32 protein-coding genes are annotated in these 26515 nt (G+C 35.5%); 21 read left to right on the top strand and 11 right to left on the bottom strand.

Annotation, left to right across the window (positions count from 1 at the left end; translation table 11 throughout):
- The first annotated feature begins 81 nt into the window (after window positions 1-81).
- The 3 genes from ACVYAD_RS04255 (at window position 82) to ACVYAD_RS04245 (ending at window position 1762) form a co-directional block, all read left to right on the top strand.
- Window positions 82-885 carry a nuclease-related domain-containing protein gene (locus ACVYAD_RS04255; protein ID WP_476424815.1) on the top strand — a complete coding sequence of 268 codons (804 nt, stop codon included), beginning with the start codon at window positions 82-84 and terminating at the stop codon, window positions 883-885.
- A 24-nt stretch (window positions 886-909) separates the two neighbouring features.
- Window positions 910-1245, top strand: coding sequence for a pyrophosphohydrolase domain-containing protein (locus ACVYAD_RS04250; protein ID WP_476424813.1), 336 nt, complete (start codon window positions 910-912; stop codon window positions 1243-1245).
- Window positions 1246-1327: 82 nt separating this feature from the next.
- The gene (locus ACVYAD_RS04245; RefSeq protein WP_476424811.1) at window positions 1328-1762 is read left to right on the top strand and encodes a membrane lipoprotein lipid attachment site-containing protein; all 435 of its coding nucleotides are present in this window, start codon (window positions 1328-1330) and stop codon (window positions 1760-1762) included.
- A gap of 162 nt (window positions 1763-1924) precedes the next feature.
- On the opposite strand, the gene ACVYAD_RS04240 is transcribed toward ACVYAD_RS04245, so the two are convergent.
- Window positions 1925-2410, bottom strand: coding sequence for a hypothetical protein (locus ACVYAD_RS04240; RefSeq protein WP_476424809.1), 486 nt, complete (start codon window positions 2408-2410; stop codon window positions 1925-1927).
- Between the two features lie 468 nt (window positions 2411-2878).
- Between ACVYAD_RS04240 and ACVYAD_RS04235 the strand changes: the two genes are divergently transcribed.
- The 3 genes from ACVYAD_RS04235 (at window position 2879) to ACVYAD_RS04225 (ending at window position 4550) form a co-directional block, all read left to right on the top strand.
- Window positions 2879-3622: a hypothetical protein gene (locus ACVYAD_RS04235; protein ID WP_349658816.1), complete on the top strand. Its 744-nt coding sequence runs from the start codon at window positions 2879-2881 to the stop codon at window positions 3620-3622.
- Between the two features lie 374 nt (window positions 3623-3996).
- Window positions 3997-4218 (top strand): YdbC family protein, encoded by a 222-nt coding sequence (locus ACVYAD_RS04230; RefSeq protein ID WP_349658815.1) that lies wholly within the window; start codon window positions 3997-3999, stop codon window positions 4216-4218.
- Between the two features lie 224 nt (window positions 4219-4442).
- The gene (locus ACVYAD_RS04225; RefSeq protein WP_240518187.1) at window positions 4443-4550 is read left to right on the top strand and encodes a putative holin-like toxin; all 108 of its coding nucleotides are present in this window, start codon (window positions 4443-4445) and stop codon (window positions 4548-4550) included.
- Between the two features lie 166 nt (window positions 4551-4716).
- Here the strand turns inward: ACVYAD_RS04225 and ACVYAD_RS04220 are convergent, their stop codons facing one another.
- On the bottom strand, window positions 4717-5343 hold the full coding sequence (locus ACVYAD_RS04220; RefSeq protein WP_349658814.1) for a nitroreductase family protein: 627 nt from the start codon (window positions 5341-5343) through the stop codon (window positions 4717-4719).
- Between the two features lie 107 nt (window positions 5344-5450).
- Window positions 5451-6695: a ferredoxin reductase family protein gene (locus ACVYAD_RS04215; protein WP_476424806.1), complete on the bottom strand. Its 1245-nt coding sequence runs from the start codon at window positions 6693-6695 to the stop codon at window positions 5451-5453.
- 208 nt (window positions 6696-6903) lie between these two features.
- Between ACVYAD_RS04215 and ACVYAD_RS04210 the strand changes: the two genes are divergently transcribed.
- Entirely contained in the window at window positions 6904-7392 is a 489-nt protein-coding gene (locus ACVYAD_RS04210) for a metal-dependent hydrolase (protein ID WP_349658812.1), read from the top strand.
- Window positions 7393-7450: 58 nt separating this feature from the next.
- Here the strand turns inward: ACVYAD_RS04210 and ACVYAD_RS04205 are convergent, their stop codons facing one another.
- Complete coding sequence (locus tag ACVYAD_RS04205; protein ID WP_476424804.1) at window positions 7451-8272, bottom strand: squalene/phytoene synthase family protein; 822 nt, start codon at window positions 8270-8272, stop codon at window positions 7451-7453.
- Window positions 8273-8973: 701 nt separating this feature from the next.
- On the opposite strand from ACVYAD_RS04205, the gene coaW reads away from it, so the two are divergent.
- From coaW to ACVYAD_RS04185, 4 genes are all read left to right on the top strand, one after another.
- On the top strand, window positions 8974-9810 hold the full coding sequence (gene coaW / locus ACVYAD_RS04200; protein ID WP_386827990.1) for a type II pantothenate kinase: 837 nt from the start codon (window positions 8974-8976) through the stop codon (window positions 9808-9810).
- A 121-nt stretch (window positions 9811-9931) separates the two neighbouring features.
- Window positions 9932-10168 carry a hypothetical protein gene (locus ACVYAD_RS04195; protein ID WP_386827991.1) on the top strand — a complete coding sequence of 79 codons (237 nt, stop codon included), beginning with the start codon at window positions 9932-9934 and terminating at the stop codon, window positions 10166-10168.
- 13 nt (window positions 10169-10181) lie between these two features.
- Window positions 10182-10325, top strand: coding sequence for a hypothetical protein (locus tag ACVYAD_RS04190; RefSeq protein WP_170938888.1), 144 nt, complete (start codon window positions 10182-10184; stop codon window positions 10323-10325).
- Window positions 10326-10426: 101 nt separating this feature from the next.
- Window positions 10427-10756: a DUF3889 domain-containing protein gene (locus tag ACVYAD_RS04185; protein WP_349658808.1), complete on the top strand. Its 330-nt coding sequence runs from the start codon at window positions 10427-10429 to the stop codon at window positions 10754-10756.
- Window positions 10757-10793: 37 nt separating this feature from the next.
- Here ACVYAD_RS04185 and ACVYAD_RS04180 read toward each other — a convergent pair whose 3' ends face one another.
- Window positions 10794-11348, bottom strand: a complete 555-nt coding sequence (locus ACVYAD_RS04180) for a DJ-1/PfpI family protein (RefSeq protein WP_476424801.1) — start codon at window positions 11346-11348, stop codon at window positions 10794-10796.
- 242 nt (window positions 11349-11590) lie between these two features.
- On the opposite strand from ACVYAD_RS04180, the gene ACVYAD_RS04175 reads away from it, so the two are divergent.
- Entirely contained in the window at window positions 11591-11989 is a 399-nt protein-coding gene (locus tag ACVYAD_RS04175) for a MarR family winged helix-turn-helix transcriptional regulator (protein ID WP_476424800.1), read from the top strand.
- Window positions 11990-11994: 5 nt separating this feature from the next.
- Complete coding sequence (locus tag ACVYAD_RS04170; protein ID WP_349658805.1) at window positions 11995-13179, top strand: MFS transporter; 1185 nt, start codon at window positions 11995-11997, stop codon at window positions 13177-13179.
- A 256-nt stretch (window positions 13180-13435) separates the two neighbouring features.
- On the opposite strand, the gene ACVYAD_RS04165 is transcribed toward ACVYAD_RS04170, so the two are convergent.
- Complete coding sequence (locus ACVYAD_RS04165) at window positions 13436-14074, bottom strand: NlpC/P60 family protein (RefSeq protein WP_476424798.1); 639 nt, start codon at window positions 14072-14074, stop codon at window positions 13436-13438.
- A gap of 344 nt (window positions 14075-14418) precedes the next feature.
- Window positions 14419-14811, bottom strand: a complete 393-nt coding sequence (locus ACVYAD_RS04160) for a ribonuclease HI family protein (RefSeq protein WP_197144124.1) — start codon at window positions 14809-14811, stop codon at window positions 14419-14421.
- Window positions 14812-15140: 329 nt separating this feature from the next.
- Between ACVYAD_RS04160 and ACVYAD_RS04155 the strand changes: the two genes are divergently transcribed.
- Window positions 15141-15332: a zinc-finger domain-containing protein gene (locus ACVYAD_RS04155; RefSeq protein ID WP_476424797.1), complete on the top strand. Its 192-nt coding sequence runs from the start codon at window positions 15141-15143 to the stop codon at window positions 15330-15332.
- Window positions 15333-15588: 256 nt separating this feature from the next.
- On the opposite strand, the gene ACVYAD_RS04150 is transcribed toward ACVYAD_RS04155, so the two are convergent.
- Window positions 15589-16572, bottom strand: coding sequence for an SEC-C domain-containing protein (locus ACVYAD_RS04150; RefSeq protein WP_349658803.1), 984 nt, complete (start codon window positions 16570-16572; stop codon window positions 15589-15591).
- Between the two features lie 223 nt (window positions 16573-16795).
- Complete coding sequence (gene pepF / locus ACVYAD_RS04145; protein WP_476424794.1) at window positions 16796-18604, bottom strand: oligoendopeptidase F; 1809 nt, start codon at window positions 18602-18604, stop codon at window positions 16796-16798.
- A gap of 168 nt (window positions 18605-18772) precedes the next feature.
- On the opposite strand from pepF, the gene ACVYAD_RS04140 reads away from it, so the two are divergent.
- The 3 genes from ACVYAD_RS04140 (at window position 18773) to ACVYAD_RS04130 (ending at window position 21011) form a co-directional block, all read left to right on the top strand.
- On the top strand, window positions 18773-19723 hold the full coding sequence (locus ACVYAD_RS04140; protein WP_476424793.1) for an RpnC/YadD family protein: 951 nt from the start codon (window positions 18773-18775) through the stop codon (window positions 19721-19723).
- A 274-nt stretch (window positions 19724-19997) separates the two neighbouring features.
- On the top strand, window positions 19998-20438 hold the full coding sequence (locus ACVYAD_RS04135) for a Dps family protein (RefSeq protein ID WP_349658799.1): 441 nt from the start codon (window positions 19998-20000) through the stop codon (window positions 20436-20438).
- Window positions 20439-20663: 225 nt separating this feature from the next.
- Window positions 20664-21011, top strand: coding sequence for a general stress protein (locus ACVYAD_RS04130; RefSeq protein ID WP_349658798.1), 348 nt, complete (start codon window positions 20664-20666; stop codon window positions 21009-21011).
- A 129-nt stretch (window positions 21012-21140) separates the two neighbouring features.
- Here the strand turns inward: ACVYAD_RS04130 and ACVYAD_RS04125 are convergent, their stop codons facing one another.
- Window positions 21141-22040 carry a DMT family transporter gene (locus tag ACVYAD_RS04125; RefSeq protein ID WP_476424791.1) on the bottom strand — a complete coding sequence of 300 codons (900 nt, stop codon included), beginning with the start codon at window positions 22038-22040 and terminating at the stop codon, window positions 21141-21143.
- Between the two features lie 134 nt (window positions 22041-22174).
- On the opposite strand from ACVYAD_RS04125, the gene ACVYAD_RS04120 reads away from it, so the two are divergent.
- The 3 genes from ACVYAD_RS04120 to ACVYAD_RS04110 all read left to right on the top strand — a co-directional run bounded on the left by ACVYAD_RS04120 (window position 22175) and on the right by ACVYAD_RS04110 (window position 24754).
- A complete protein-coding gene (locus ACVYAD_RS04120; RefSeq protein ID WP_349658796.1) occupies window positions 22175-23050 on the top strand; it encodes a LysR family transcriptional regulator in 876 nt (291 codons plus the stop codon).
- 521 nt (window positions 23051-23571) lie between these two features.
- Entirely contained in the window at window positions 23572-24237 is a 666-nt protein-coding gene (locus ACVYAD_RS04115) for a phosphopantothenoylcysteine decarboxylase domain-containing protein (protein WP_476424790.1), read from the top strand.
- Window positions 24238-24598: 361 nt separating this feature from the next.
- Window positions 24599-24754 carry a YezD family protein gene (locus ACVYAD_RS04110; RefSeq protein WP_349658794.1) on the top strand — a complete coding sequence of 52 codons (156 nt, stop codon included), beginning with the start codon at window positions 24599-24601 and terminating at the stop codon, window positions 24752-24754.
- Window positions 24755-25004: 250 nt separating this feature from the next.
- Here ACVYAD_RS04110 and ACVYAD_RS04105 read toward each other — a convergent pair whose 3' ends face one another.
- Window positions 25005-25493, bottom strand: coding sequence for a flavin reductase family protein (locus ACVYAD_RS04105; protein ID WP_349658793.1), 489 nt, complete (start codon window positions 25491-25493; stop codon window positions 25005-25007).
- Between the two features lie 180 nt (window positions 25494-25673).
- Between ACVYAD_RS04105 and ACVYAD_RS04100 the strand changes: the two genes are divergently transcribed.
- Window positions 25674-26459, top strand: coding sequence for a VOC family protein (locus tag ACVYAD_RS04100; RefSeq protein WP_476424787.1), 786 nt, complete (start codon window positions 25674-25676; stop codon window positions 26457-26459).
- Window positions 26460-26515: the final 56 nt, after the last annotated feature.

Below are 26515 nucleotides of genomic sequence, written 5' to 3'. Positions count from 1 at the left end.
ATTTTGTAGATTCTAAATATTCTAATTAAAGTATAGCATACTTTTTGATAGCTAACTTCCTTTTCAAACATACGGTGGTAATTGATAAGGGAAATAGTTGAAGGATGTAAAAACATAATTGGTAAAATTGGTATAATAGTTTTGGGAATTATTGTTTTTTATGGAGTGAAAAATAATGAGATAGGGGGATTTATGTTGCTAATTATTTTCTTTGTATTAATAGTTTTAAGCTTTTACCTCATGGACAAAAATTATCGAAAAAGTGTCTATTATAAACTGACAAAAAATAATTTCTTTGCAGTTAAATTCAATAAAGGGAGAAATGGTGAATACTTAACATCGAGAATTATTGAGAAGCATGCCTTACAAAGCCATAGGCAGTTATTAAATGTATATGTTCCAAAGAGAAATTCAGATGAATTAACGGAAATTGACCTTCTATTTATTGATCGAACGGGACTATATGTGATTGAGTCCAAAAACTATAGTGGTTGGATTTTTGGCAATGAAACACAACAGCAATGGACACAAACAATGCCGAATAAGAAAAAATATAAATTTTTCAATCCAATCCGTCAAAATGCTACGCATATACGTGCAATTCAAGATTTCTTAGAACTTCCTATAGAAGCAATTCATTCAGTCATTGTCTTTAGTGAGCGCTGTACTTTGAAAAAAGTGGCGGTAACTTCCCAAAATGTACATATTATAAAACGAGAGAATTTAAGGCGTTTTATCCAAACGCAAAAGCAAACTGCAAGACAACTTTTCTCTCAGGACGATATTCAAGCGATTTACAATAAGCTTGTGCCTCAAATGCAAGTATCCGATGAAGTCAAAAAACAACATATTCAAACGATTCAGCAGAAATATGGTGAAAAATAAGATGTTACAAGGGAGACAGGGGACATGCCGATATACAATAAATTAGTACGTGATTTAATTCCACAAGTAATTGAAGCGAGGGGTAAAACATGTAACATAAGACTTTTAGAGCAGAGTGAACATTTAGAAGAAATAAAAGTGAAAATGCAAGAAGAAGCATTAGAATTTCACAAGGCAGCCTCTCCAAAAGAAGCCATTGAGGAACTTGCGGATATTTTAGAACTAGTACATACAGCTATACAAATGTACGATGTTTCCTACAAACAATTAGAACAAATACGTACTCGGAAGAAGAGGCGACGCGGAGGTTTTTCGAAAGGTATATATTTAATTGAAGTAAAGGATGAAGAGGGAAGCTAAAATTATAATGATATACATTTACATAGGATACTGAAGAACATTACTATGATCGGTCTATAATTTTATTTATAGGGGTGATGGAATGAAAAAAATAATTTTATCCATTTTGATTGTTACTCTTTTGAGTGGATGTAACGGTTTTCCAAACGGTACTGTTAGTCAGCCTGGAGGCAAAGTTATTGTGAATGGAGAACAATATACAATGATTTCAAGTAATTTCGAATGGGATGAAGGCGATGTAAAAATAACAGAAATGCGTTCTCGTAATCTAAATGAATTAGCTGATGATTTTGAAACAATAGATGTCGAAAAAAAGGAGATATTAAATTTTGAAATTGAAAAAAACCCTTCTTTTATTACAATAACTAAACAGAATGAAGATGGTACAATTGATAATGTTGAAATGAATGATTATAAAATAACAATGCCATCTAAAGAAGGACATTATATTTATGAACTTAAGGTAACATGGGATAAAGGAAAAGAGACTTTTGTTTTTGATGTTAATGTAAAATAAAAACTATAACTACAATGGTAGGATCGAGGATTCCAAAATTCAAAAGTTAAAACGTGAGATAAGGTCTTCACTAAAAATCAGGAGATTCCATAGTAAAATTAAGTTCAAAACCTCTTAAACCCTTTTAAAGGTTTAAAGAGGTTTTTGTACTTGCATATGTATTTATGCAACGAAAGGTTTATTCATTTTCATTAAGCCGTAAATATAATAAAATAGTCCGAATGTAATGAATGATAAAATGATATAAAGTATAGCTTTGCCAGTTTCACCAGTCCAACGATAGAAGAGGCGATACGTGAAATACAAAGTAAAGCCCAAAAGACCTAATGAAGCAATAATACCTATAAGCGGGATAAATGAAACTAGTATTAATCCTACGTAAATAAGAGCATTCTTTTTCGCTGCACCACGAACAGTTGCGTTATCTTCACCCTTTGCAGTTAATAAGAAAAGGCTATAAACGTTAATAATTGGAATCCATGCAATATAAGCTAGATCGCTAAAACCATTTATTTTTGCTGCCTTATAATAAATGAGTGAACTAATAACATAGCTTACAATACTTAACATAAGGCCAATTAACATAATAATGATAAATATACCTCCGAGAGCCGCATCAAAATCATCGTAATAATAAGAATCGTACACAAGATAACCTCCTTTCTAAAAAATACTTTTTTATGATAACAGTGCTAAAGTAATAAATCTACAGTAAAAAATATCCGGAATTTAATGGTAATAACATATTCACATCATTTTCCTGAAGCTATTATTGATAATAATAATGTGTTTTTGTTATCGGATTATAAGACAACCGGATTGAACCAAAAAAGGAAGTAATGACAAAGGATGGCCTAACCTTGTCGTTACTTCCTAGTTCGGTAGTAATGTTGCTGCCGCTACGTTGGCACTATGCTTTCGCACAAAAGACATTTGTTGTTACTGCTACGTTGGCACTACGCTTTAGCACAAAAGAATATCTGTTGACCTAAAGCCTTCGGTGATGTTATTTTTATTAATGAATGTTGTTCCTATCCTTTATTTTACAGTTGGAGAGAGTACATGTTATATTGCATGTAGCACGTGTAAAATAATAGGAGAAGGGGAGCATAGAAATTGAAAAAAGAAATTGGAATATTGATGTTGTTGAGTATTTTTACACTATCTGGATGCAGTTTAGATAAGTCAACAACAAGTACAGTAAAGGCTTCTGGTGAACAGGAAACAACGCAGTCAGAGCAACAGAATGATGCAAAATTAATTGAGGCTTCAGATGATAAAAAAGTTAAACTTTACGCACATAATGAAGAAAACAATGAAATAAAAAGCGTAGTTTTGGATATTGAGGGTAAACAAAAAAACTTTGACTGGGAAATCCCTAATACAGGAACTAAACCCCAGCTATTCTATACAGATCTTACAAATGATAATAAGGAAGAAGCCGTAGTTATAATCCAAACGGGACGAGGAACAGGATTAGATAACTATGATATTCATGTTATTAATGTTGAGGATTTATCAGAGATTAAAGTACAAAGTTATGAAGACATTGTTGCTAATGAAATTAAATCAAAAGTTGTTAAAAATGACGATGGTACATTAACGATTACAGCTACAGCGCAAGGAAAAGAATCTAAATTTGATTATGATTTTGATCCAGCGCCAAATCTAAATCAAGATGAGCTTGCATTCGGCGGTGTAGTTATTTATACATTGGAAAATCAAAAAATAAAGTTAAACATGCCTGGATCTGTAGGGGTATCTCCAGTATATGTAGGTGATTTCAATATCACATATAAATTCGATAGTGCCAAGAATGAATTCGTTGTTGATCAAATTGAAATGATGCCTACAAAATAATAAAAAGAAAAACTAACAATAATATAATGTGTGCTCTTTATAAAAGACATTACGCTTTAGGTAACTAAAAAAAGATGATGACTGTATCGTGTATCGTGCAGGCGTCATCTTTTTTATTGAGCGTTGAAGGAATTTTAATGGGGCAAAGACTAAATTGGGATTAAGGTTGTTGCCATTAGTACTTGAAGTATAGAAACCACAGAAAGTACACAAATTGAAGTAATAATTTGATTTTTTTAAGGAAGGCCATAGAAAAGTCCAGATTTCACGATCTAGTTTCTATACAAGTCCATTATTTCATGCGTTGTCACGTTTGATAATCCTATTATTTCAAGATATAGTTTTTATTACAGATACATTAAGGAGGAATACATATGGCAGAAATTAAATACGAAATTATTGAAACGATTGCGGTGTTATCGGAGGGTAATAAAGGCTGGAAAAAAGAATTGAATTTAATTAGTTGGAATGATCGTGAACCGAAATACGATATTAGAGATTGGTCGGACGATCATACAAAGATGGGGAAGGGTGTTACGTTATCAATGCCCGAACTGCAGCTTTTGAAAGAGTCATTAGCTAAATTGCCAGAATAACAAAGGCCATTCCTACGTGTATATTAGGCACAAATTTAGTCGGGATTCGGCTCATGAAGCGGCAAATGTAGAGTCTTTTACCAGACTAACGATACAAGTTAAAAAAACATGGATTTTCTGATGATTTTCCGTAGAATATATTTCATAAAATTGGTAGACTAGCAATAGCAACAATTCATAATGCAGGTGGCGGCTGAACTCCCTTTTGAAAGGGGGTGAGGCGGATGACAGTATTTGAAGCATTCAGTTTAATTGTACAGAGCAGTCTTTTACTAATTGCAGTACTTACACTGATGCTTAGCATTATTGTCTCTCAAAATAAAAAGAAATAGCCACCCTGCCGGCTAAGTAAGGTGGCTAATTCTATGAACTTTAACTTGGTCAGCCGTTATGTTTGCGGCATGATTGTTGCTTTTGGCTGGATGTGAACGCATCCAGTCTTTTTTATTCTATAGTCAGTGTATCATATTTATTCTAAAAAGAACATTTTCTATAGTCTTAAATGAATTTTGCAATGTCATTTAACGCTAAACGAGAAGAGCCGTAAGCCGGTGTTGCTGCTTTTCCGATTGCGATTAAGACAATAGGCACTAGATTATCTGTTAATTCAAAGCGTTTCGCAAAAGCCTCTTTATTGAAGCCACCCATTGTAACCGTATCGTAGCCCATTTCTTTTGCTAAAAGCATGATTTGCATAGAAATTAGGCCAGCATCAAATGTAGCTATATTTTTTAGAACTTCTTTAGGAAGGTTTGAATAAAGCTTTAATGAATTTTCAATCATCATATTTTTCGTTGCTTCATCCATGTAGCCAAGCTCGAAGTTTTTTGTATAGACTTCCTCTACATTATTGTACATTTCAGTATCGCCTAATACCGCAATGATAGCAGACGCAGTTTCTACTTGCTCCTGGTTATTAGCAATCAAACGTAGTTCTTTTTTTACTGTTTCATTTTGGATGACTAAAAAGCGCCATGGTTGTAAATTGCTCGAGGATGGAGCGGTGGTTGCCTCAACAAGTAATTCCTCTAATTCAGATTGTGAAATTTTAAAATTCGACTCATATTTACGAACAGATTTTCGATCGTGCATTACTTTATTTAAATAACTTTTAGTTGTAGTCATGTTAAAAAATCTCCTTTAATTTTGATGAGATTTTTACTATACGATATCCTTTTTAAAATTCCAAGTAAATTGCTCGAATTAGAGAGTTTTAAATTTATGTTTTTTTATTACTTAAATTTAAATGCTTCGAAGTGAATGCTTAAATCTTTATTGCAGGTTTTCAATTGCTTGACAAAATGTTTAAGCATTTTTTTGGGGCCACACATAAAAATACTCGTATGAACTGGCACTGAAAAATGTTCAAATGAAAGCCTATCCATTTGGGCAGTATCAATAAAGTTCACTCTAAATTGTTGATTAGTTTGAGCATACTCCTGTAAAAAATCTTTATAGATTGCGTTGTCTTCACCGTGATAAGTGTAAAATAACTCGATATTACGATCGACGGGCTGTGATTGCAAATAAGATAAAAATGGAGTAATGCCTATGCCACCTGCTATCCAAACTTGTTGCTGTGACGCATTTTCAAAATTAAAATGACCATATGGACCATCGAGGGTGACTGGTGTATTTAGTTGAACGGCATCATATACTTTTTTTGTAAAATCACCAAGTACCTTCATAGAGATAATTACTTTTTTTCCATTGCCACCCGAAATTGAAAATGGATGAGGCGCCTTTTCTATGCCATCTTGCAAAATCTTGATAAAAATAAATTGTCCATGTCGATACATTAATGTTTTATCAAGTGTGAGTTCCAGTTCAATAACATTTGGCCCCAATTTTTTGATCCCCGTAATGTTGCCATTATATTTAAAAAACATATCCTGATACATCGTCAACATAAATAATGCTGACATAAATCCAATAGTAGCCGTTATTACGGTAAAAATACCTAAAGGTGTAGGCTGTAATAAATCGTATCTGCTTGAAAAATAGGCATGATAAATTCCAAATGTATATGGGATAAGTAATAACCGATGAAAGATCCGCCAATGTTCATATTTTAGAAATTTAGCTAAAAGCGCAATTAAAATAAGCGCAATGAAGCCATATTGGCCAAGTGACCCAAGTTCTTTCGCAAATTCACTGAATGAAGTTCTCTCTATTTTATCGAAGCGAGGGACTATACCTTGTAATTGCCCATGGATAATCACCAATAGTAGTGAAAATATTGCTAAATATTTATGATAAAAATAAACATTCTCTAGCCCGTGGAACCAACGCTCAAAAATTTTTATTCTTGTTGCTAAAAAGAAGACAAGAAAGAAGCCCGTAATGGCCATGCCTCCAATAATATGACTAAGCCTGTTAATAGCATGGATAGGTTCTATAGGTGTAGCAAAATACCATAGGAAAGCACTACCACTCATGATTAGTATAATAAACAAAATTCCTTTGATAGATTTCATAAATAACCTCCAATACTCATTTTTATCTCTAATCCTCCTATATATACAATAAGAACCTGAAATGTTTCTGATTTTTTATGAGAGTTATTATTTCGGGTAAATTTTTAAAAAAAGGGATTGTTTGTTCGGAATATATGTTCCCTTTCGGGGTGAAGTGTGATAAATTAAGAAAGGTAAAAATATAGAGACATAAGGAGTGGAAGTAAATATGCAAGGGAATACACATATTATCGGAGGCATCACGGCAAGCCTTGCTTTTGCACAAATTTCTAATGATAATCCGCTTGTTTTAGTAGGAGCAGGCGTTATCGGTGCATTACTTCCAGATATTTGCCATGGCGGCAGTAAAATTGGGAGGAAGCTTCCCATCATTTCAAAGATTGTCAATACTATGTTTGGACATCGTTCCTTTACACATAGTTTGCTTTTTTTATTTCTAGTTGGGATGCTACTACATACATTTATTCCTTACAAAGCCATTTCACTAGGTATTTTATTAGGAATGGCCAGTCATATACTTCTTGATATGGGGACGAAGAAGGGTGTTAAGCTGTTCTTCCCAGTATCCATTTCAGTGCGTCTACCCATTACTACAAAAACGGGTAGTAAAGCTGAAAAGGTAGTGTTTATGTTGTTAACAATACTTTCAGTCTTTTTTAGCTATGAAATTATGATTAAGCTTATACAGACAGTATAAAAGATGCGCTAGTACGAAATTTTTTTCGTACTAGGGCTCTTTTTTAAAGAAGCTGGTTTTAGTCGGCCTGTACTTCTTCAACTGTTTGTTCTACTTCTGCTCGTGTCATTTTTTCACGACCATCTTGCATCGCCTTCAATGTTTTATGAGCTAAGGCAAGCGGTAATCGACAGAATAATAATACTGTTCGTTTATTAATATCTTTCATATATTGATCCGCTTTCGCAAGATTTTCCTCCGCGTATGCAAATAAATCATCGCGTGTCCAGCCATCAGGAACGAAACTTACGCCGCGCTCATCCAGATCTTCGTGCTGATTGCGTAAAATATTGACTGCTTGGAGACCTCGACCATAGCCAATTGCTAAATCGCGATCTGTTTGAATGTCTGCACCCCACGCCCAAAGTTCAGACAGCATTGTCCCAACAAGCCCAGCAACGTAGTATGTATAATCATCTAAATCCTCTCGCGTATGAACCTGCCAGTTTGCCTTTGCCCATTTTGCCATTCCGAATGCCATTTCACTCGTTGAAGCTTGAACAATTTTACGTGAGCCTTCAGGACAAAATATTAGCCAATCTGCTAAACGAAGAGATACTTCAGGTAGCTGATCTGCATATGGCGCTAATAATGCTTCATAAGCTTCGGCATTAAATGTATCTTTTAATAATTCACTTGTTGCAGTTAGTAAATCAAATTTTACATCATTTGAAAGTTCTTCATGATCCTCAATCTCATCTATAGCGCGCATTGCTAAATAAGCGGCTGCCACAGACAATTTTAAATCATTCTTTAAAAAAGTAATTGGTATATAAAAAGTGCGACTAGTTTCCTTTAAAACTTGCATCGCTTCTTTGTAAAGTTTCTTTTGCTCTTTCACTTGTATTCCTCCGTTCAAATGGTAACGCATCTATAGTATATCGTATCGTAAAAGTGAAGAAAGATAAAACAGATTGTTCAATTTATATTTAACTATTTTCAAATGGGATAGAAAGGATGGATAACAAAGTTGCGAATAGTATAGGTTGGGCGTCAAAGATGGCAATGGCACTGGAGAAAATGTTTAAGTTGGCGACAAAAATTACCTAGTGAATGATGAGGATATCTGGCTCGTTAATTGCAAGAATTCCTATAGAAGTGAAAATGTATTAGCGTATTTTCGCTTCTTTTGTTTTTTTAATAGAATAATGTTAAAGTTATAAAAATGCGGCGAAAATCGCGTAAATAATAGTAGGAATTTGATGTTTTTCGTGTTTTTTTCATGAAAGTTTGCTAAGTTATTGCACAATTATTTCAACAGCGTTAAAGTTTAGGAAGGACAAATATGCAGCTTCATCTTTCGAGAAATTGCGGCTGCCGTTTCGCTTCCGCACAGAAAACATTTGTTGCTGTTGTTTGCTTTCGGTACTTAAATACAATACATCGGATTTTGGTACAATAACTCCTTGCAAAATCCGTGACATTTGTGGAGACATGAACGTTATTCAACTGGCATCTAAAAGCCTCTTGAATAAAAGCAAAATCTAGTATATATCTCACCATCTGAAATAGAGATTGTACGTAAAGTCAAAGGAGAATGGTATGCCAAAGGCTATAGGTATTGATGCAGGAGGAACATTGACAAAAGTTGCTTATTTAGATGAGCATAACGAGCTTGTTTTAACAACTTTCCCGTCAAATGATTTGCTCGCTGTGAAGAATTGGATTATTAATCATCCAGATATTGAGGATATTGGAGTTACGGGAGGGCGTACGGAACAATTACTTGATGTCATTAAAACAATGAAATCGATTCATTATATAGTAGAGTTTGAAGCCACTTTAAAGGGCGTTCGATTTTTGTTGCATAAAGAGGGCTACTTTTTCGAGCGAAGTATGATTACGAATATTGGTACTGGTACTTCAATTCATTATATGGAAGATAATACGCATGTCCGTGTTGGTGGGACAGGCGTTGGTGGTGGAACATTGATTGGATTGTCAGCGCTTACAACGGGAATCACGGATTATAATGAAATAAGAAATCTGGCCTCTATGGGAAATCGTGAAAGTATTGATTTACTTGTAAAGGATATTTACCAAGGGATGGACACACCTATTGATGGGCATTTGACAGCTAGTAATTTTGGTAAAGTTGGTATTACCGAGTCAGTCAAACATCCAACAGAAGATATTATTGCAACTGTACAAGGTCTTGTTGGTGAAGTTATTACTACCCTTAGTATTCAATATGCTGAAGAGAAAAATGCTCAGCATATCGTTTATATCGGTTCAACTTTAAGTAATAATGATCATCTTGCACGTGTTATTGCCAATTACACAAGAACGAAAAAACATACACCAATCTTTATAAATGACCACGGTTTTTCTGGCGCAGTCGGTGCATTGTTAAATATAACTGAATATACGATTGTCTAAATACAATGTGCATTACTAATTAATATTGGTGATGTACATTTTTTTTTGGCAATGCCTGCAGTAATCCCCAAAGCATAAATCGTTCTATCCTGAGCACATTACAATTAGGAGGTGAACATCCGTGGGCAATAGAAATACGAATAAAAACAACAAAAATAACAATAAAACAATGAACATTAGAACGCATAATCCTTTTGATACCTACAAAAAAATAGACCTCGATCAATCAAATAGTAATAACAATAACCCGAATGACAATTTAAATGAAGAATTCTCTGCAGAATTCGATGCGAAGGCCAAAAATAAAGATAATAAAACGAACCATAAGAAAAATCAACAGTCCAACAAAAACAAATAGTGGAGGCAAAAAAATGGCAAAGAAGGGTAAAACAAGCTTCAAAAAGAAAAAGAAAGAAGATACACATAAAAGAAATGATCGTGAAGAATATTCAGCCGAATTTAATCAAGTAATTCATAACAATCCTCAGCAGCCAAAACAATCCAGCAAAAGATAATAAAAACTGCTCCTTAAGTAAATTGAAAAAATACTTAGGGAGCACTTATTTTATGCTGTTTTGGCGACTTTATCCCAAAAAAATATGAGAGGTTGATTCACTTGCGAAAATTTTTTGTAATGCTAGGATTCTCTCTTGTATTGTTTGCCGTATCGACCTACCTCCCAACAAGTGTCTATGCTCAGCAAGAAATACCAGCCCATGCTCAATGGGGAAAAGTAGCGATAAAAGAAACGCAGGCAAAATATCCTCAAGCTAAAATCCTCGATTATTTGCATGAGGGAAGCGAGGTTAAAGGAGACACCACGATTGAGAAATTTAAGCTTTGGATAAAACTAAGTGACAAGGAATTCGGTGTACAAGTTCGAATCAAATATGTAACCAATACAAATAAATTAGTAAAAGTTGAATTCCAAGAAATCACTTCATAAAATAAGAGGATGCCTAACTTCAGGCATCCTCATTCTATTAGTTTTCTAGCTTATGAATAAATTCTCGCATTAATCCAGGTAAATCTGGCCATGCATGACCACTAATCAAATTGCCGTCTGTATGAAGATTAGCATCGATATACGTTCCTCCTGCTACTTGAACCTCTGGCTTGCAGGCAATATAAGCAGTTAGCTCACGTCCTTGCAGAACTTTTGGAATAGTCGCGAAAATTTGTGCTGCGTGACATACAGCGGCGATTGGTTTATTTGCTTCAAAGAAATGGGTCACTAGTGCTGGAACATGCTCATTTAAACGAATGTATTCCGGCGCTCGTCCACCAGGAATGATGAGTCCGTCAAATTGTGTTGGGTCTACTTCGGCAAAGGATGAGTGCGCTTCTAAGCCATATGCTGTACGCTCAATGTAAGTATCAACTCCATCGACAAAATCGTGCGATACAGTTTGTAACTTCTTTGCGGATGGTGCTGCAATCGTTACATCATAGCCAGCCTCAAGACAACGATAATAAGGATAAAAAATTTCTAAAGCCTCAACTGCGTCTCCTGCAAGTATTAATACCTTTTTCCCCATGCTTCCATCTCCTTTTATTGTAATCTAGTAGCTAAATTCGACACTTTCAAATAATTCCCTTCTAATAGTATAGAAAAGCTAGAAGAAGTAGTGTAATCGCTGTTAATTGTGTGAGAATCCGCGCCAGTCGACTCTGGAACATTGCCACTAAATGCACTACATAAACAGCTTGCTTTACAACGAAAAAAATGAGGCGTATAGTATTTATTTAGCTAGATAAATAAATGTGGGAGGTCACAATCATGAATCCTTTATTTCATGCGTTATTCCAAAAAAGTCGTTATATAACGAATTGTTTAAATGAAGTACTGAAACAGCATAATTTGTATAGCTCACAATGGACTATTTTATATTGTTTACATAATCACGGATCAATGACATTAACACAAATATGGAAGTATTTGAACGTTGAAGCGCCGAGTATTACAAGAGCAATAACTCGACTTGAGGATTTAGGCTGGGTGCTAAGAATAAATGGTGAAGATAAACGAGAAAAAATTGTTACCTTATCTCCATATGCAGAGGAACATTTGCCTGTTATTACTAAAACCATTTTAGCATTTGAGGAAGAAATGGTAGGGGCATTGACTGTAGAGGAACAGCAGCAATTTATGATTTTATTGGAAAAAATGAAAGGTTGATAGATATGCAGCAAGAGGGAAATACAAAAATATGGACGAAGCGATTTATTAGTCTCTTTTTCACAAATATCTCGGTATTTTTTGTTTTTTATGGATTAGTAACGACTTTGCCGCTTTATGCGATTGGTGAGTTGCACCAGACTGACAAGGAAGCGGGATTGTTACTGTCAGGATTTTTATTATCGGCTATAATCGTTCGTCCCTTTTCTGGTAAGTTATTAGATGTATTTGGGAAGAAAAAACTTTTAGTTATTTCAATTATCGGCTATTTTTTATGTACAGTTTTATATTTATTTATACATCCTTTTGGACTTTTACTAGGATTACGTTTTTTTCAAGGGATCTTCTTTAGTATTATTACAACGGCAGCCGGCTCATTAGCAGCGGATATTGTGCCAGCCAATCGGAAAGGTGCAGGTCTAGGATATTTTACAATGTCTACTAACCTAGCTGTAGTTATAGGGCCATTTATCGGTTTACTACTTATTCAATATAGCAGCTTTAATGTACTATTTATTGTTATGAGTATTTGCATATTAGTAGGGGGCATCCTAGCTGTAACGATGAAAACGGATGATTTACCTAAGCCTAAACACCAAGGTAAATTGACATTTAAATTTAATGATTTATTTGAACGTCATGCACTTCCGGTAGCGGCTATTGCTAGTTTAGTAGCTTTTTCATATGCGAGTGTTTTATCGTTTTTATCAGTGTACGCACAGCAAAAAGATTTAATGGATGTTGCGAGTCTGTTTTATGCGGTTTTTGCAGCGGCAATGCTTATAACAAGGCCATATACAGGTAAGCTTTATGATACAAAAGGGCCGCAATTTGTTATACTGCCGGGTATACTATTTTTTGCAATCGGACTTGTTATGCTTGCATTTGTCGCAGGGCCGGTATTGTTTTTATGTGCAGCCATCTTTGTTGGAATTGGCTACGGAGCGGTGAATACAAGCTTACAAGCATTAGCGGTACAGTCTGCATCACATACACGTAGTGGTTATGCAACCGCAACGTACTTTACGATGTTTGACTTGGGCATTGCACTCGGCTCTTATATTTTAGGAATGGTGGCCGTGCAAGCTGGCTATGGCTCTGTTTATCTAATTGGAGCAGGCATACTAGTCGTTGTCTTTATCATTTATTTAGCGCGTTTAACTTCTTTCCGCGGGCAAACATCCGCTTAAAAGAGGAACTCAGTCTAAGAACGCCACGTCCTGTGGCAACGACTGAGTGATCAACATCTTGCTGACGCTGCGCTTTCGCGCAAACAAAACCCTCTGCTGACGCTGCGTTAGCACTACGCTTTAGCGCAAAAAACATCTGTTGGCCTAAAGCCTCTGGTCGCAATTATGCCGAGGCATAATTAAAAAATTGAAAAAAGTAGCGCATGTATAAGTGCAAAATAAAACAGTTGGGATATCCCAACTGTTTTTCTTTGCACTATAAACGACCATATCCAGCAAAATGTTTTTTCCAGTAAGTGCTCTTGATGTTAGCGACAGAAACACCACCGTCACTGGCGCTAATCATTTGGTTATTTCCAATATAAATGCCTACATGTGAGATACCAGCTTTATACGTATTAGAGAAAAATACTAAATCACCTACTTGGGGTGAGCTTACTTTTTTAGCTGTACTATAAAAACCTGCTGCTGACTTACGAGCAGTCGAAATGCCAGCGTTATTAAAAACGTATGTAACATAGCCTGAGCAATCAAAGCCTGTACTCGGTTTACTTCCACCAAATGTGTATCTTACGCCTAATTGTTTTTTAGCAATTTGTACAATGCTAGCTGATGGTTTAGGTGTAGATATTGGTTTTGGTTTAACTGTTGATGTTGATGTAGTATTGAGATTTAACTTTTGTCCAACGCGAATGGTTGAAGAAGATAAGTTATTCCATTTCATTAAAGTTTGATAAGAAACACCGTACTGATTAGCAATCTTCCATAAAGAATCACCAGATTTTACTGTATAAGTTGCCGCCGATGCTGTGTCAATTGTTGAAAAAAGTACAGATGAACTTAAAACCAATGTAGCTAATTTCATCCTCCATCTATACTTTTTATTCTTTTTCATAATATGTATCCTCCTGAAAAAATAAAAATTTAATACATAAATGATACTAACATTGTAATATTACAATAGTATGTCAATAAAATAACATTAAAGATACAAATTTTACTAATAATAATTAGGAAATCACCCACTTTATGGCTCATTATCTAAAGTCAGGGATGATACAAGGTAAACGTATATCATATGGAAGGAGATTTACATTTATAGGAAGTTGGTTTTATAGAAGATTGTATTTGAAGATGATAAAAATGAAAAATTGGGGGATATTAAGTATCTAAATAAAGTGAATGTAGATAAAGGGAGAGACCGGCTCTTGGTTTAAGACAAGGGACAGTCCCCGAAGTTTAATTTTTTTCTTTTTGAATTGCTTTACGTGCAAGTGCATCGGCAGCTTTATTTTGCGTATCTGGAACCCATTTAATAAAAAATAAATCGAAGTTACTTACAAGTGTAAGTGCCTGCTCCAGATAAGGTTTAAATTCCTCATTTTTCACATATTCTTTTTCCATAGAGGCTACAACAATTTTTGAATCAGAGCGCACTGATACTAGGTTTGAACTAAGCTTGAGTGCTTCCTCAAGTCCACGTACTAATGCAGTAAATTCGGCAATGTGGTTATTGGTCTGTCCTATATACTCACTTATTTGTATATGGTGGCCCTCTCCTTTAATAAATATTCCAATACCACTGGGGCCAGGGTTTCCTGCACTAGCTGCATCAATATAAACTTCTAACATAAAATCCCCTCTTTTTGATTTAGATTTTACATTAATTGTACATCAATAGTGCTTTTTCACAATATTTTAGTTGATAATCAATAATTCCGGCGTTATGAAAATGGTGGGGGATTTCTGTAACTGTCGCTTCACTTACGTTACAAAAAACATCTGTAACTGTCGCAGCGCTTACGGTACAGAAATTAATTATTGCTGTCGCTACGCTTTCGCATTGAAAATAATTGCTGAAAGAAGTTAAATATGGATAAACAAAATAGTTGCTTGTTCAAAATGTTCACTTCATAATAGTAAGAAGCGAAATTTGGACGTGAAAGGAGCGAGAGTTCAAATTGGATAAAGTGACGGTTATGAAAGATATTGATGAATTACATGATATTTATTGTGCTGATTGCTTAGTGATCAAGCAATTACGAAAAGAGCGTGGTAAATCTGGAGCTCATCGCTTCTGTATTGAAGCCTGCACAATAGGAGAGCGACTACAATTTCTTGGAGAAGAGCTCATGAAGGTATATAGTAAATAATGTTTTCACATATTGCAGAAATGCCTTTGAAGTAATCATAGGACTAAATGGACTATGTTTAAATAAAGTAAAGCTTAATGAAAAAATTTTTTTACTCAATTTGTTCGAAAAAAATGGTGATGGTTGGTTACCGAAAAAAAGCTACTTTGTTATTGGTTCACTACCGATAACAAATGTAGCTTTTTCTATGGTAACAAAAATGCGCCACACACTCTAAAATCTGTTTAGAGCGTGTAGCGCAATATCATTTTAAGTATTATTTAGTTTCAGCATAGGTACTTAAGTCTTGGTAGTATTTTGTGAGAGAGGAAGCTGAAATATCGAACGTCGCTGCAATTTCTTTTACTGTCATTGATAGCGGCTCGAACAGCTCTTTTTCTTGACCATATCGAATCGCGCCAGCAGCGATCGCAGCCTCTTTGCGCGCAGATGGTTGTCCTTCAATTAAGTAGTCTTCTAAAAGCTCTAACATAGGAGCTGTTTCACGATCATTTTGCTCAAGGAAATCTTTCACTTGTGTGATTACATTGCTCTCGAAATTCGTGAATTCTTCGCCTTTATAACCGTTTGACACAAGTAACTCCCAGAAGGATAAATGCTCTTCTTTTAAGAATGCGCCAATCTTCTTCTCAGAAGCCTCGAAATTTTTATTAAATTGCTCAAACACCTTCGCGTGATCTTCCGGGAAGAAGATCAGCGTTGAAACAGCTAAATAATGCTCTGATTTTTTTGTACCATCCGGTAAGATGAATGCAAAGACATGCATACCTTCAGGGATTGGTTTATCATTTTCACGACGAATATAAATTTCTTCATTTGATAACACATGTGTAGCCTTGAAATATTTTTCTTCTACAACAGACACAGAACCAATAAATAGACGAGGTTGTGACCAGCCTTCTAACACTTTTACTGTTGAAGGTCTTACCGCTTTTTTCTTTGTTTTCTTTAAGTAACCTTTCCAAATAGATGGCTCTTGATGGAAGAAGAAGTCGTCTAACGCGATCGCTTCAATTAGCTCTCTTTGTAGTACGCTTTCTAATTTAGGCTGCCATGTACCTACATGCTCGATGTAAGCACGAACATCTTTGCGTTCTGGATATTCTAAGTAAAATGTTTGTAGTACACGTTCTAATTCTTCGATTGCTACAGTTTCTACTGTAACCTGCTGTTTGCCTTCACAACATTTTTTGTATTTTTTGCCGCTACCGCAAGGGCATGGATCATTACGTTTTACCATAATTAGAAACACTTCCTTTGAAAATTGTTAGTCGAATTTTGCTAAATAAATTGCATCTACTTAATAATAACGGTACATTTGTATGAAGAAAAATGATTGTCTATTTAGAAATATCAAAAAATGGACGCCCTGATTCTATTATATGAACATATTTTCCAACTTAGAACTAAAAAAAGAAAACCATCTACGCTTTAGAAATAGCATAGATGGTTCTAAGGTTAGTTTAGCTTTTGATAGCTTCCATTTCTGTCGTTAATCGTTCAAGCTCATCAACGAGGTGACCAATGTAAGCAATCGTATCTTGAAGCGGCTGGTCTGTTGTAACATCGACACCCGCCATTTGAGCTAGCTCTACAGGTGACTTCGTACCGCCAGCTTGAAGGACTGCTAACCACTCATCTACCGCTGGCTTACCTTCTTTTAAGATACGCTTGGATACTTGTGTAGAAATTGTTAAGCCAGCACTGTATGTGTATGGATATAAGCCCATATAATAGTGTGGCTGACGCATCCAAGTAAGTTCTGCACCTTCAGAAATGTCGACAGTATCGCCCCAGAAATCTTCTAGGACAGAACGTTTTAATTGATTTAAAACCGAAGCATTAACAGCTTCACCTGCGTCAATTAATTCATATACTTTTCGTTGATATGCTGCCTCTAGTAAGTGTGTGACGAAATTATGATAGTATGTTTTGGACACAATGTTTGAAATAACCCAACGTTTGAAACGAGGATCTTCGTTATGGGCCAATAAATAATTGGCTAGAAGCATTTCATTCATTGTTGATGGTGCCTCGATAAAGTATAGAGAAGGACGGCTATTAAAATAAGATTGATGGGCATGCGCATTTACAAAGTGACCTGCATGTCCTAGCTCATGAATTAGCGTAAATACTTCATTCATACGTTCATTCCAAGACATTAAAATATAAGGATGATTACCATATGGACTTGAGCAGAATGCTCCAGTAGATTTTCCTTTGTTTGTTGCATAATCAATCCAGCGCTCGTTAAATGCCTTTTCAATCATGTTCTTGTAATCCTCGCCCATAACCGATAATGCTTTTTCAACATATTCTTTTGCTTCTGACATTGTTAATTTTGGATCATACTCTGGATCTAACGCTATTTTTAAGTCTGCGAAAGTCATGTTCTCGATGTCGTTTGCTTGTTGAATAAGTTTTGCGTAACGGCGCATATGAGGCGCAAGCTCTTTTGTAATAAGGTCTATTTGACGATTATAAAGTGATCGATCAACATCCTGATCAAATAATAAATAATCGATGATAGAGTCAAAGCCGCGTAAATCCGCCATTGTTTTTTCTTGTTGAATATGTGTGTTATAAATTTTTGCAGTTGTGTGCTGATAATCTCGTAACTTATTAGAAAATGCTTCAAATGCAGTACGACGTACGTTTGTATCAGCCTCGAACTCCCAGTTGTTTTCGTATAATACAAAACTTAATGGATGCTTTTCACCATTTGCCTCAAACTGTCCAAAATGCATATCAACAAGCTTTGTCGTATTATATGTTTCATAAGGTGCCTTAAAAGTTGAGCTAAATGCAGCTAATGCTTTTTCCACTTCAGGGTGCAGCTGATAAGGCTTTTGCTTTAACAATTCCTCTAAGTAAACTTTGTAAATAGGACTCAACTCAGTGGCCTCTTGTAAAATTGCCTCGTCTAGTGCTAGTAATTCACTGCGTACGAAAGAAAATGCACTACTTATTTTACCCACCGCAGTACTGTATTTGGCAGAACGCATTTGCGCTACATCATCTGTAAGATCTGTTTGAATATTTAAATTTGCATAAGTGCCAATAGGGACAATGCTTTTTTGTAATGCTTCAAAAGCTGTTAAAACTTCAATTACTTTTTGCGCATCCGTAATTGTACCTTGATACTTGCGTTCAAAGCTTAGTGCATCCTCTACAAGCTGAACTAAAACAGGCTCAAAATCCGCATCCTTTTCAAATAAATCTTTTAAATTCCAGGTTTCTTCTACTGGTACATCTTTTCGTAATACTTCCATCTATAAACACCCCTTATGTGTAAGTGTCTCCATTATAACGAAACTATTTCGGAAAGTGAAATAATAATAGAGAATAGTTTTAATATTTTTAAAAATAGAATAATAAAGTGGAAACTTATGTTCGTATTGAGTGTAATGGGTGTAAAGAAGGGGAGGAATGAAGTTATCATGCAGTTAGTATGGGAAAAACCAGACCTATATAAACTTAGCCAAGTGAATCAAGATAATTTATGGAAGAAGTTAATTGCGGATTTGTTTGAAGATTTTTTGTTGTTCTTTTTGCCAGATTTACACTTAGAGGTGGATTTTTCAAAGCAAGTAGAATTTTTGCAACAGGAGCTTTTCAAAGAAATTATTGAGTATCGTCAAGGGCGCAAAATAGCTGACCAAATTGCGAAGGTTCATCTGAAAAGTGGGAAAGAGCAATGGATCCTTGTCCATACGGAAATACAAGCTGGAGATGAAGTGCATTTTGTGAAGCGCATGTTTGAATATTTCTATCGTATTAGGGATCGATATGGTAAGAAGATTGTGGCTATTGCTATTTTTACAGATAAGGGTACAAAAAGTACGAACCGGTATCATGAAAAGTATTATGGTACAGAATTAATGTACACTTTTAATAAATTTGTTGTATCTGATTTCGATGAAGAAGAATTGAAAAAATCAACGAAGTTACTCAGTAAAGCATTACTAGCATCTCTTTATTTGAATCGTACAAAAAATGAAATGAGTCTTCGTAATACGTACAAAAGAACTTTACTAAGAGAAGTGTGGTCATTAGAAAATGTTGAAAAAACAGAAGTAAATGCGTTACTTTACTTTATTGATTATTTGTTGAAACTACCAAGAGCTATGACTGAGCAACTTATAAGAGATGTAAAAGAGGAAATTAGAGGGGAGGAAGAAATGTTGCATCAATATAAAGAAGATTTACCACCAACACTTGCTGGTGTATTGGAATTAGAGAGGCAGGAGGGCATTGAGCTAGGAATTGAACGTGGCATGAAACAAATAATTTTTGGGTTATTTGAAAAGGGTGCTGAAGACGAATGGATTGCAGAGGTTTCGAAGCTTCCAGTGACAAAAATTAAGGAAATTCGAAAGGAACTTAAATAGTCTAATTGTGTAGAGAGACAAATTGCCAATCTCTTTTTAGGTTTGTTGTAAGTTTTCTAACGTTCTAATGATGAAATCTTATTGTGTGAAGTCGTTGTGGAACTGCATTTGCCTCCTGTTGTAAGGCAAATCTTCTCACGGGAAGATGTTTTGGTTTTGTATGATAAATGACTTTAAAAATTGTTTGTATAAATGGTAAAAAATGTGTGTATAGCAAATACACTTTGCTACGCATACTAATGGCTAGAATAACTGGCACATTGGAGGAGAAACAATGACACAAAACTTAAACAAACAATTAAATAAACTTGTCGCTACATGGTCTGTACTTTATACGAAATTGCACAATTATCATTGGTATGTTAAAGGAAATTCCTTCTTTACACTACATGCAAAATTTGAAGAATTATATAATGAAACAACATTAAATCTAGATGAAATTGCAGAGCGTATCCTTTCGAAGGATGGGCAACCAGTTGCTACGTTAAAAGAACATCTTGTGCTGTCCTTTATCGAGGAAGCGACTGGGAATGAGACGACGGAGGAAATGGTGGCTACAACCATTGCAGATTTCCAAAAAATTATGAAAGCTTTACATTCAACAATGGGGCTTGCAGCAGAAGAAGGGGACGATCGAACAGAGGATTTACTGAATGCTATGTACCAGTCCCTTGAAAAGCATACATGGATGTTAAAGGCCTTCCTTGGGCACTAATAACCACAAATAAATGATAGGCAATGGAAACTCGTTCATGCATTTCCATTGTCTGTTTTTTGTTGTTTCATATTTGTTGTTTCATATTTGTTGTTTCAAAAGATGGACATATTTCTCAAAGAAATAACATATATTACAGTTCGGAAAAGAATGGGCAAAATATGTTTTTTTTTGAATAGGAAGGGTAGATACTTAGTAAGCCATAAAAGTTAGGAGGAATTGAACATGATAAATGAACAAAACCCACAAATTGAAGTGGCCCATACAAGGGAAGAAATGCTTCATATTTTAGAAAGTATGCGATTAGAAGCATATCAAATAGAGGACATTCATGTTATTGCAAAGGATCCAAGCCAATTTGAGGATGTAGAATGGGGTATAAATGTTAAAACCCATGAAGTAGGGAATTGGGTGGATCAATTCAAGTCTTGGTTTACTGGTGAATCGGCTGTGACGGAAGGATTAAAGCGTTTTGATCTTACAGAGGGACAAACAGCTTACTATTCTCATCTCGTAGAACAAGGTGTCATCGTAGTATTTGCTGAGCCTACAATTGAACCTATGACGACATAATCTAGTGAAAGGTGATTGAAAGTCATCTTCATTCACATAATAGGGAATATTTCTTTAGTATAATACGATAAACAGAGTGAGTGCACATGCATCACTCTGTTTATTTGTGTAGAAGGTTTCAAAATTGATTTAATGAATCGCTTTTTTGTGGTCATGTTTTTTTATAAAGCGTAATACATGAAGCTGCTCTAATTGAGCAACAAGGTTACCAATTAGAATAAAGCTACCACCTATTAATACTTTTATTGTTAATCCTTCTCCTAAAAACATCACAGCAAACATCGCTGCAAAGATTGGTTCCAAGGAAAATATTAGTCCTGTATGTGTAGCAGAAGTAAACTGTTGTGCAACAGTTTGACCTACGAAACAAAATGCACTACAAATGACACCGAGTCCAATAATAGCAATCCAAGAAGACGTTGTATTTGGAAGTGTAGGTGTTTCAAAAATGAATGTTAATACGAGTGCGTAAAATCCAGCAAAACCGAGCTGGTAAATGCCATATGAAATGGATTCAACGTTACGCGTAAATGAGCTGTTTAACAGTAAATAAATCGAATAACATAGTGCAGCAATGGCTATTAAAATATCCCCTTTTTGAAAGGTAAATGAGCCGTGAGCAGTTAAAACTGTAATCCCAATCATTGTACAAACAATTGCAAAACTGACTGCTCTTGAAGGTAATTTCTTTTCAATAAAACTGCTGATAATAGGCACTAAGACAACTGTTAGACTTAAAATAAAGCCAGCATTTGATACCGAAGTTGTTTCTAGTCCGAATAAGCTTAGAACGAACACAATGAATAATAAAAAACCTTGAATAGCCGCATATTTTAAAGTTTTAGCATCGGCCTTAATCATGCGTTTGTAAAAGATGATACCTGCTGCGAAAAATGCGATGATACAACGCAATGCCACCACATTATAAACAGCCAATGTTTCAAGCCCCATTACCATAAAGGTATAAGATAATCCCCAAAACATTGTCACTATAACCATTAATAAATTTGCTTTTCCTTGGATACTCATTATGCTCACCTACATTCTGTGTACTAAAACAGTTTTTAACCTAAAATTTACTATATCTCTTGTATTGTGATTAGTAAAACGAATGTTTATAATAATCAGTATTAAAAAAATTCATGTAAAAAGAGGACAAGACAATGAGTTTAGTCAAATATGAGATTTTGAATAAAGTAGCTGAGGTAGCTAGCTTTACAAAAGCTGCAGAGGCATTAGGATTAACTCAATCTGCTGTAAGTCATGCTGTTTCAAGTTTAGAAAAGGATTTCGGCTTTGCACTCATTCACAGAAGTCGAGCGGGTGTCTCGTTAACAAGTGAAGGAGATGCAATGTTAAGGTCAATGAGGCATGTCCTCGATGCAGAGGAACTGTTACAGCAAGAAGCAGCACATATACTCGGTGTTACTCGAGGGAAAGTGCGAATTGGTGTAATTTCAAGTATTTCGTCAAACTGGATGCCAGAAATTGTTCGGATCATGGACAATCAATTTCCTGGTATACAAGTTGAATTACGTGAGGGAGATTATTATGAAATCGAACAATGGCTATTGAGTGGAGAGGTGGATGCAGGATTTTTAAATGGTCAAAAGTCGAAGCAATTTCAGTTTATCGAACTACAGCAAGATCCATTACTGTGTATCGTTTCTGATAAAAGTCCGCTTTATAATAAAGCAGAAATTGATATTGTGGAACTAGAAGATATGCCATTTATCATGACTTCACATAAAGGAACAAATGATGTAAAAGTACTGTTAGAGCAATATCACGTGAAGCCAAATATTCGTTTTGAACTATCTGAAGAGGTAGGAATCACGTCGATGATTTCTCACCAACTTGGGATTAGTATTTTACCGAAATTAGTGACGAATAATTTGCCGCCTACGATAAAAGCTATTCCGTTAAAACAAGGTGGCTATCGGACAATTGGAATTGCAATGAAACACCATGCATCACCAGTGACCAAAAAGTTTGCGGAAATACTAAGTTCCTGGTTAAAAGAGCAAAATAGGAATTGATTTATATGTAAGTCTTAAAGGATAGCAACTTTCTCTATAAAAACAGCATTGAAGCATAACCTAGCATTACGCTAAAATAGTAATTGTATATTTATCTTCAATCAGCAAATGTTTTTGTAGCGAAAGCAAAGCGGCAGCTACAGTAGATTCCCACCTTTAAAGGTGGTGAGATGAATGCAATTTTGATTACTTTTTCAGTGGGTGTCCAAACACCTACTGAAATAGAGGAACTTAGTCTAAGTGCGCCACGTCCTGTGGCAACGACTGAGTGACCAACATCATGTTGACCTAAAGCCTCCGGCGGATGTCACGGATTTTTAAAGGAATGAATACAAGGATGTTAGCCTAAAACCTTTGCTTCCTGCGAAAACGGCTAACTGACCTGCATCGTTAAAAACGCCACATCCTGTGGCGTTACCGAAATGACCGACATCGTGTCGGCCCTCGTGCAGGCCTAGGCGCAATTCAAAATCCGGACGCAATTACGCCAAGGCGAAATTGATTAGAAAAAAGGTGAGTGTATGGGGACATTACAAGGGAAGACCGTACTCATTACAAGTGGGGGAACACTTGAAAAATGGGATCGTGTGCGTGGGCATACGAATTTATCGAAAGGATCGATGGGCTGTTATTTAGCGGAAGCGGCACTAGCGGCTGGGGCAAACGTATTGTATATGCATGGTTATTTCGCACAGCTTCCAACGAATAAAGATAAAATGCGTACCATTCGATTTGAAGGCATTGAAGATTTAGGCGAGAAAGTTCGACATGCTGTTCAGGAAGAGCATGTGGATATCATCATTATGGCAGCTGCCGGTTCTGATTGGCTCATTGACAAAGTGTATGACCAGTCTGGGAATCTAATAGAGGAGACAGGCAAAATGCCATCTGATGAGCCACCTATCATCCACTTTAAAAAGGCACCTAAAGTATTAGGTCAAATAAAAGGGTGGAATCCGGAAGTTACATTAGTGGGCTTTAAACTTGAGGCAACAGATGATGAGGAATTTTTACTATCCCGTGCACGTCTACGAATGGAATCTGCCAGCGCTCAGTTTATGGTAGCTAATAGCTCACAGTCCTTATACGGTGGAGACGAACCACACTGGATTGTACCAGCTAACGGGAAACCGATAAAGGTTATGGGCAAGCAAAAGACCGCAGAAGCATTAATAGATCTTTTATAAAATGATTAAGCTGTGTAGAGGTAAAATAGACTCTACACAGTTTTTATTTTGTTTTTTTATATTATGAAGACTGAGGTGATATTTACTAGCATAACTATAGATAAACTTCATTTTCTTTATTTCTTAGTAAACAACTAAGTTTTATAATATTTATATTGACAATAGGTTTTCTGAATTATAGAATTATTTCCAAGAAACGTAATTCTTTTATCGGAAGCGGTAGAGGACTTGGCCCAAAATGAAGCTTCTTCAATAACAAATAGTATAGGTAGAACCAAGCAAAGCTTTCTAAGGATAAAGGTCTAAGATTGACGTATTGGCTCTTTTGTACAAAAAATATGTAAAAGAAGGGGTGTATCGGATGACTAAAGAGGCAAAGGTAGATAACAAAAAACTAGAAGCAATTGCAAAGGCAATTCAAAATTTGGAGTTTGGAGAAGTAAACATTACGATTCAAGATGGTGTCATTGTGCAAATTAACAGGCTTGAAAAGCAGAGATTCCCACAAAAAAAGTAAACGATTTGATGATAGGTGAACAGATATTTCTAAGTTGTGGGGGAATTTCCTTAACGTATTTGTAGCCAACATTTTGTTTAGGTAATGCTCAGTGGTCTATCCTTTTTACTTTTTACCATATCTGAAGGGGCTTATCATTTGAATTGTGCTAAAACACCCATAATAAAAAAGACAAAATCAACGTCAAAAAACAGGATGATTTCAACGATGAATCATCCTGTTTTTTTGCGTATATATTTCTTGCAATAGCCTATTCATAAAAACTTTTTGGGATTTCACCGATATGTCTGCGATGATACAGTAAAGGTTCCTTCTGTGCATTGTCAATTTCTAGGACCTGCCCGATAAATATCGTATGATCTCCAGCATCGATTTGCTGAAATGTTTTACATTGTAAAATGGCTGCAGTATCATGCAAAACTGGAACACCTAATGCAGATGTTGACCAGTTAGCCTGGGCGAAGCGATCTGGAATTTTACTTGAAAATAGTGTACATAGATGCTCTTGATTATACGCTAAAACATTAACAGCAAACTTTTGAGCTACTGTAAAATATGAATGTAGCTGTGATTTTTTATCGAGCGACCACAAAATAAGGAGTGGATCTATAGAAACGGATGCAAAGGAATTGACAGTTAAGCCAAAAGGTTCGTTTGCGTCGTTACAAGCAGTGACTACCGTTACGCCTGTTGGATAATTACCTAATGCTTGTTTAAAAGCAGCTACTTTGTCTGTCATTCTAATCACCTCTTCATTGATTTTTGGAAATGAAAAATCTTTTCTGATGAACCATCAGCGTGCCAATCATCTTCTTGTTGAGTATTTATAATTTCAATAATTGTAATATTCTTAATTTTATTTTAAACCAACAAAACTAACTGGTAAAGTATATAATAGAGAAAAAAAGGGGGGGGAGTCATGTCTTTATATTTTGACCATTTAGTTCATCAAGTTCAATCACCTGAGAATACAATGATTTTCTTAAAAAAACGTAATATCCATACAGTTAACGGTGGTCAACATACAATGTGGGGGACATTCAATACGTTAAGCTACTTTGGGTTAAACTATATTGAACAAATAGCCATCTATGATCGTCAATTATTTGAAAATGCAGTGAAATTACCTTATTCACTACATTATACGTTTAAACATACAAACGAGCGCTATGGTTTTTCAAGAATTGCGTTACGTACAAAAAATATTAAGGAAGAGGGACAAAGATTACGTGCACTTGGCTTCGAAGTATATGGACCTGATGCTTGTAGTCGTACAAGACCAGACGGCTCCGTAGTTGAATGGAAGCTCTTGCATTTTGGGAAGCCAGGGCTGGAAATTGATTTTCCATTTTTGATTGAGTGGGCTGATACAGACGAGGAACGTGTTGCGCAATTAAAAGCAAATGGAGCCATTAAGAGCGATCAACCCATATCGATGGAATCTGTACAATTTTATGTAAAAGATGTGCAAGCCACAGTGAAACTATGGAGGGAAGTATTACAATTACCAGAGCCTGAACAACAAGAAAAGTTTATTTCCCTACACTTACCAAATATTCGCCTAGATTTTTATGACGAAGTTACTGCGGCTACAATGGCGCTAGGTCAATTAAATGAAGGGCCGTTTGGGGTTACACTTAAGGATACTGATAGAACGAAGGAAACGCTAGTTTTTCCAGGAGCTTTTTATTGGATCAATAGCTGAGGTTTAAGAGTGTAAAAGATCTATGAAGAACATTTGAAAAAAGGAGCCGTTCATCA

This window comes from Lysinibacillus sp. G1-3 (genome assembly GCF_056322905.1).
This window is presented reverse-complemented; position numbering and strand designations above follow the sequence as displayed.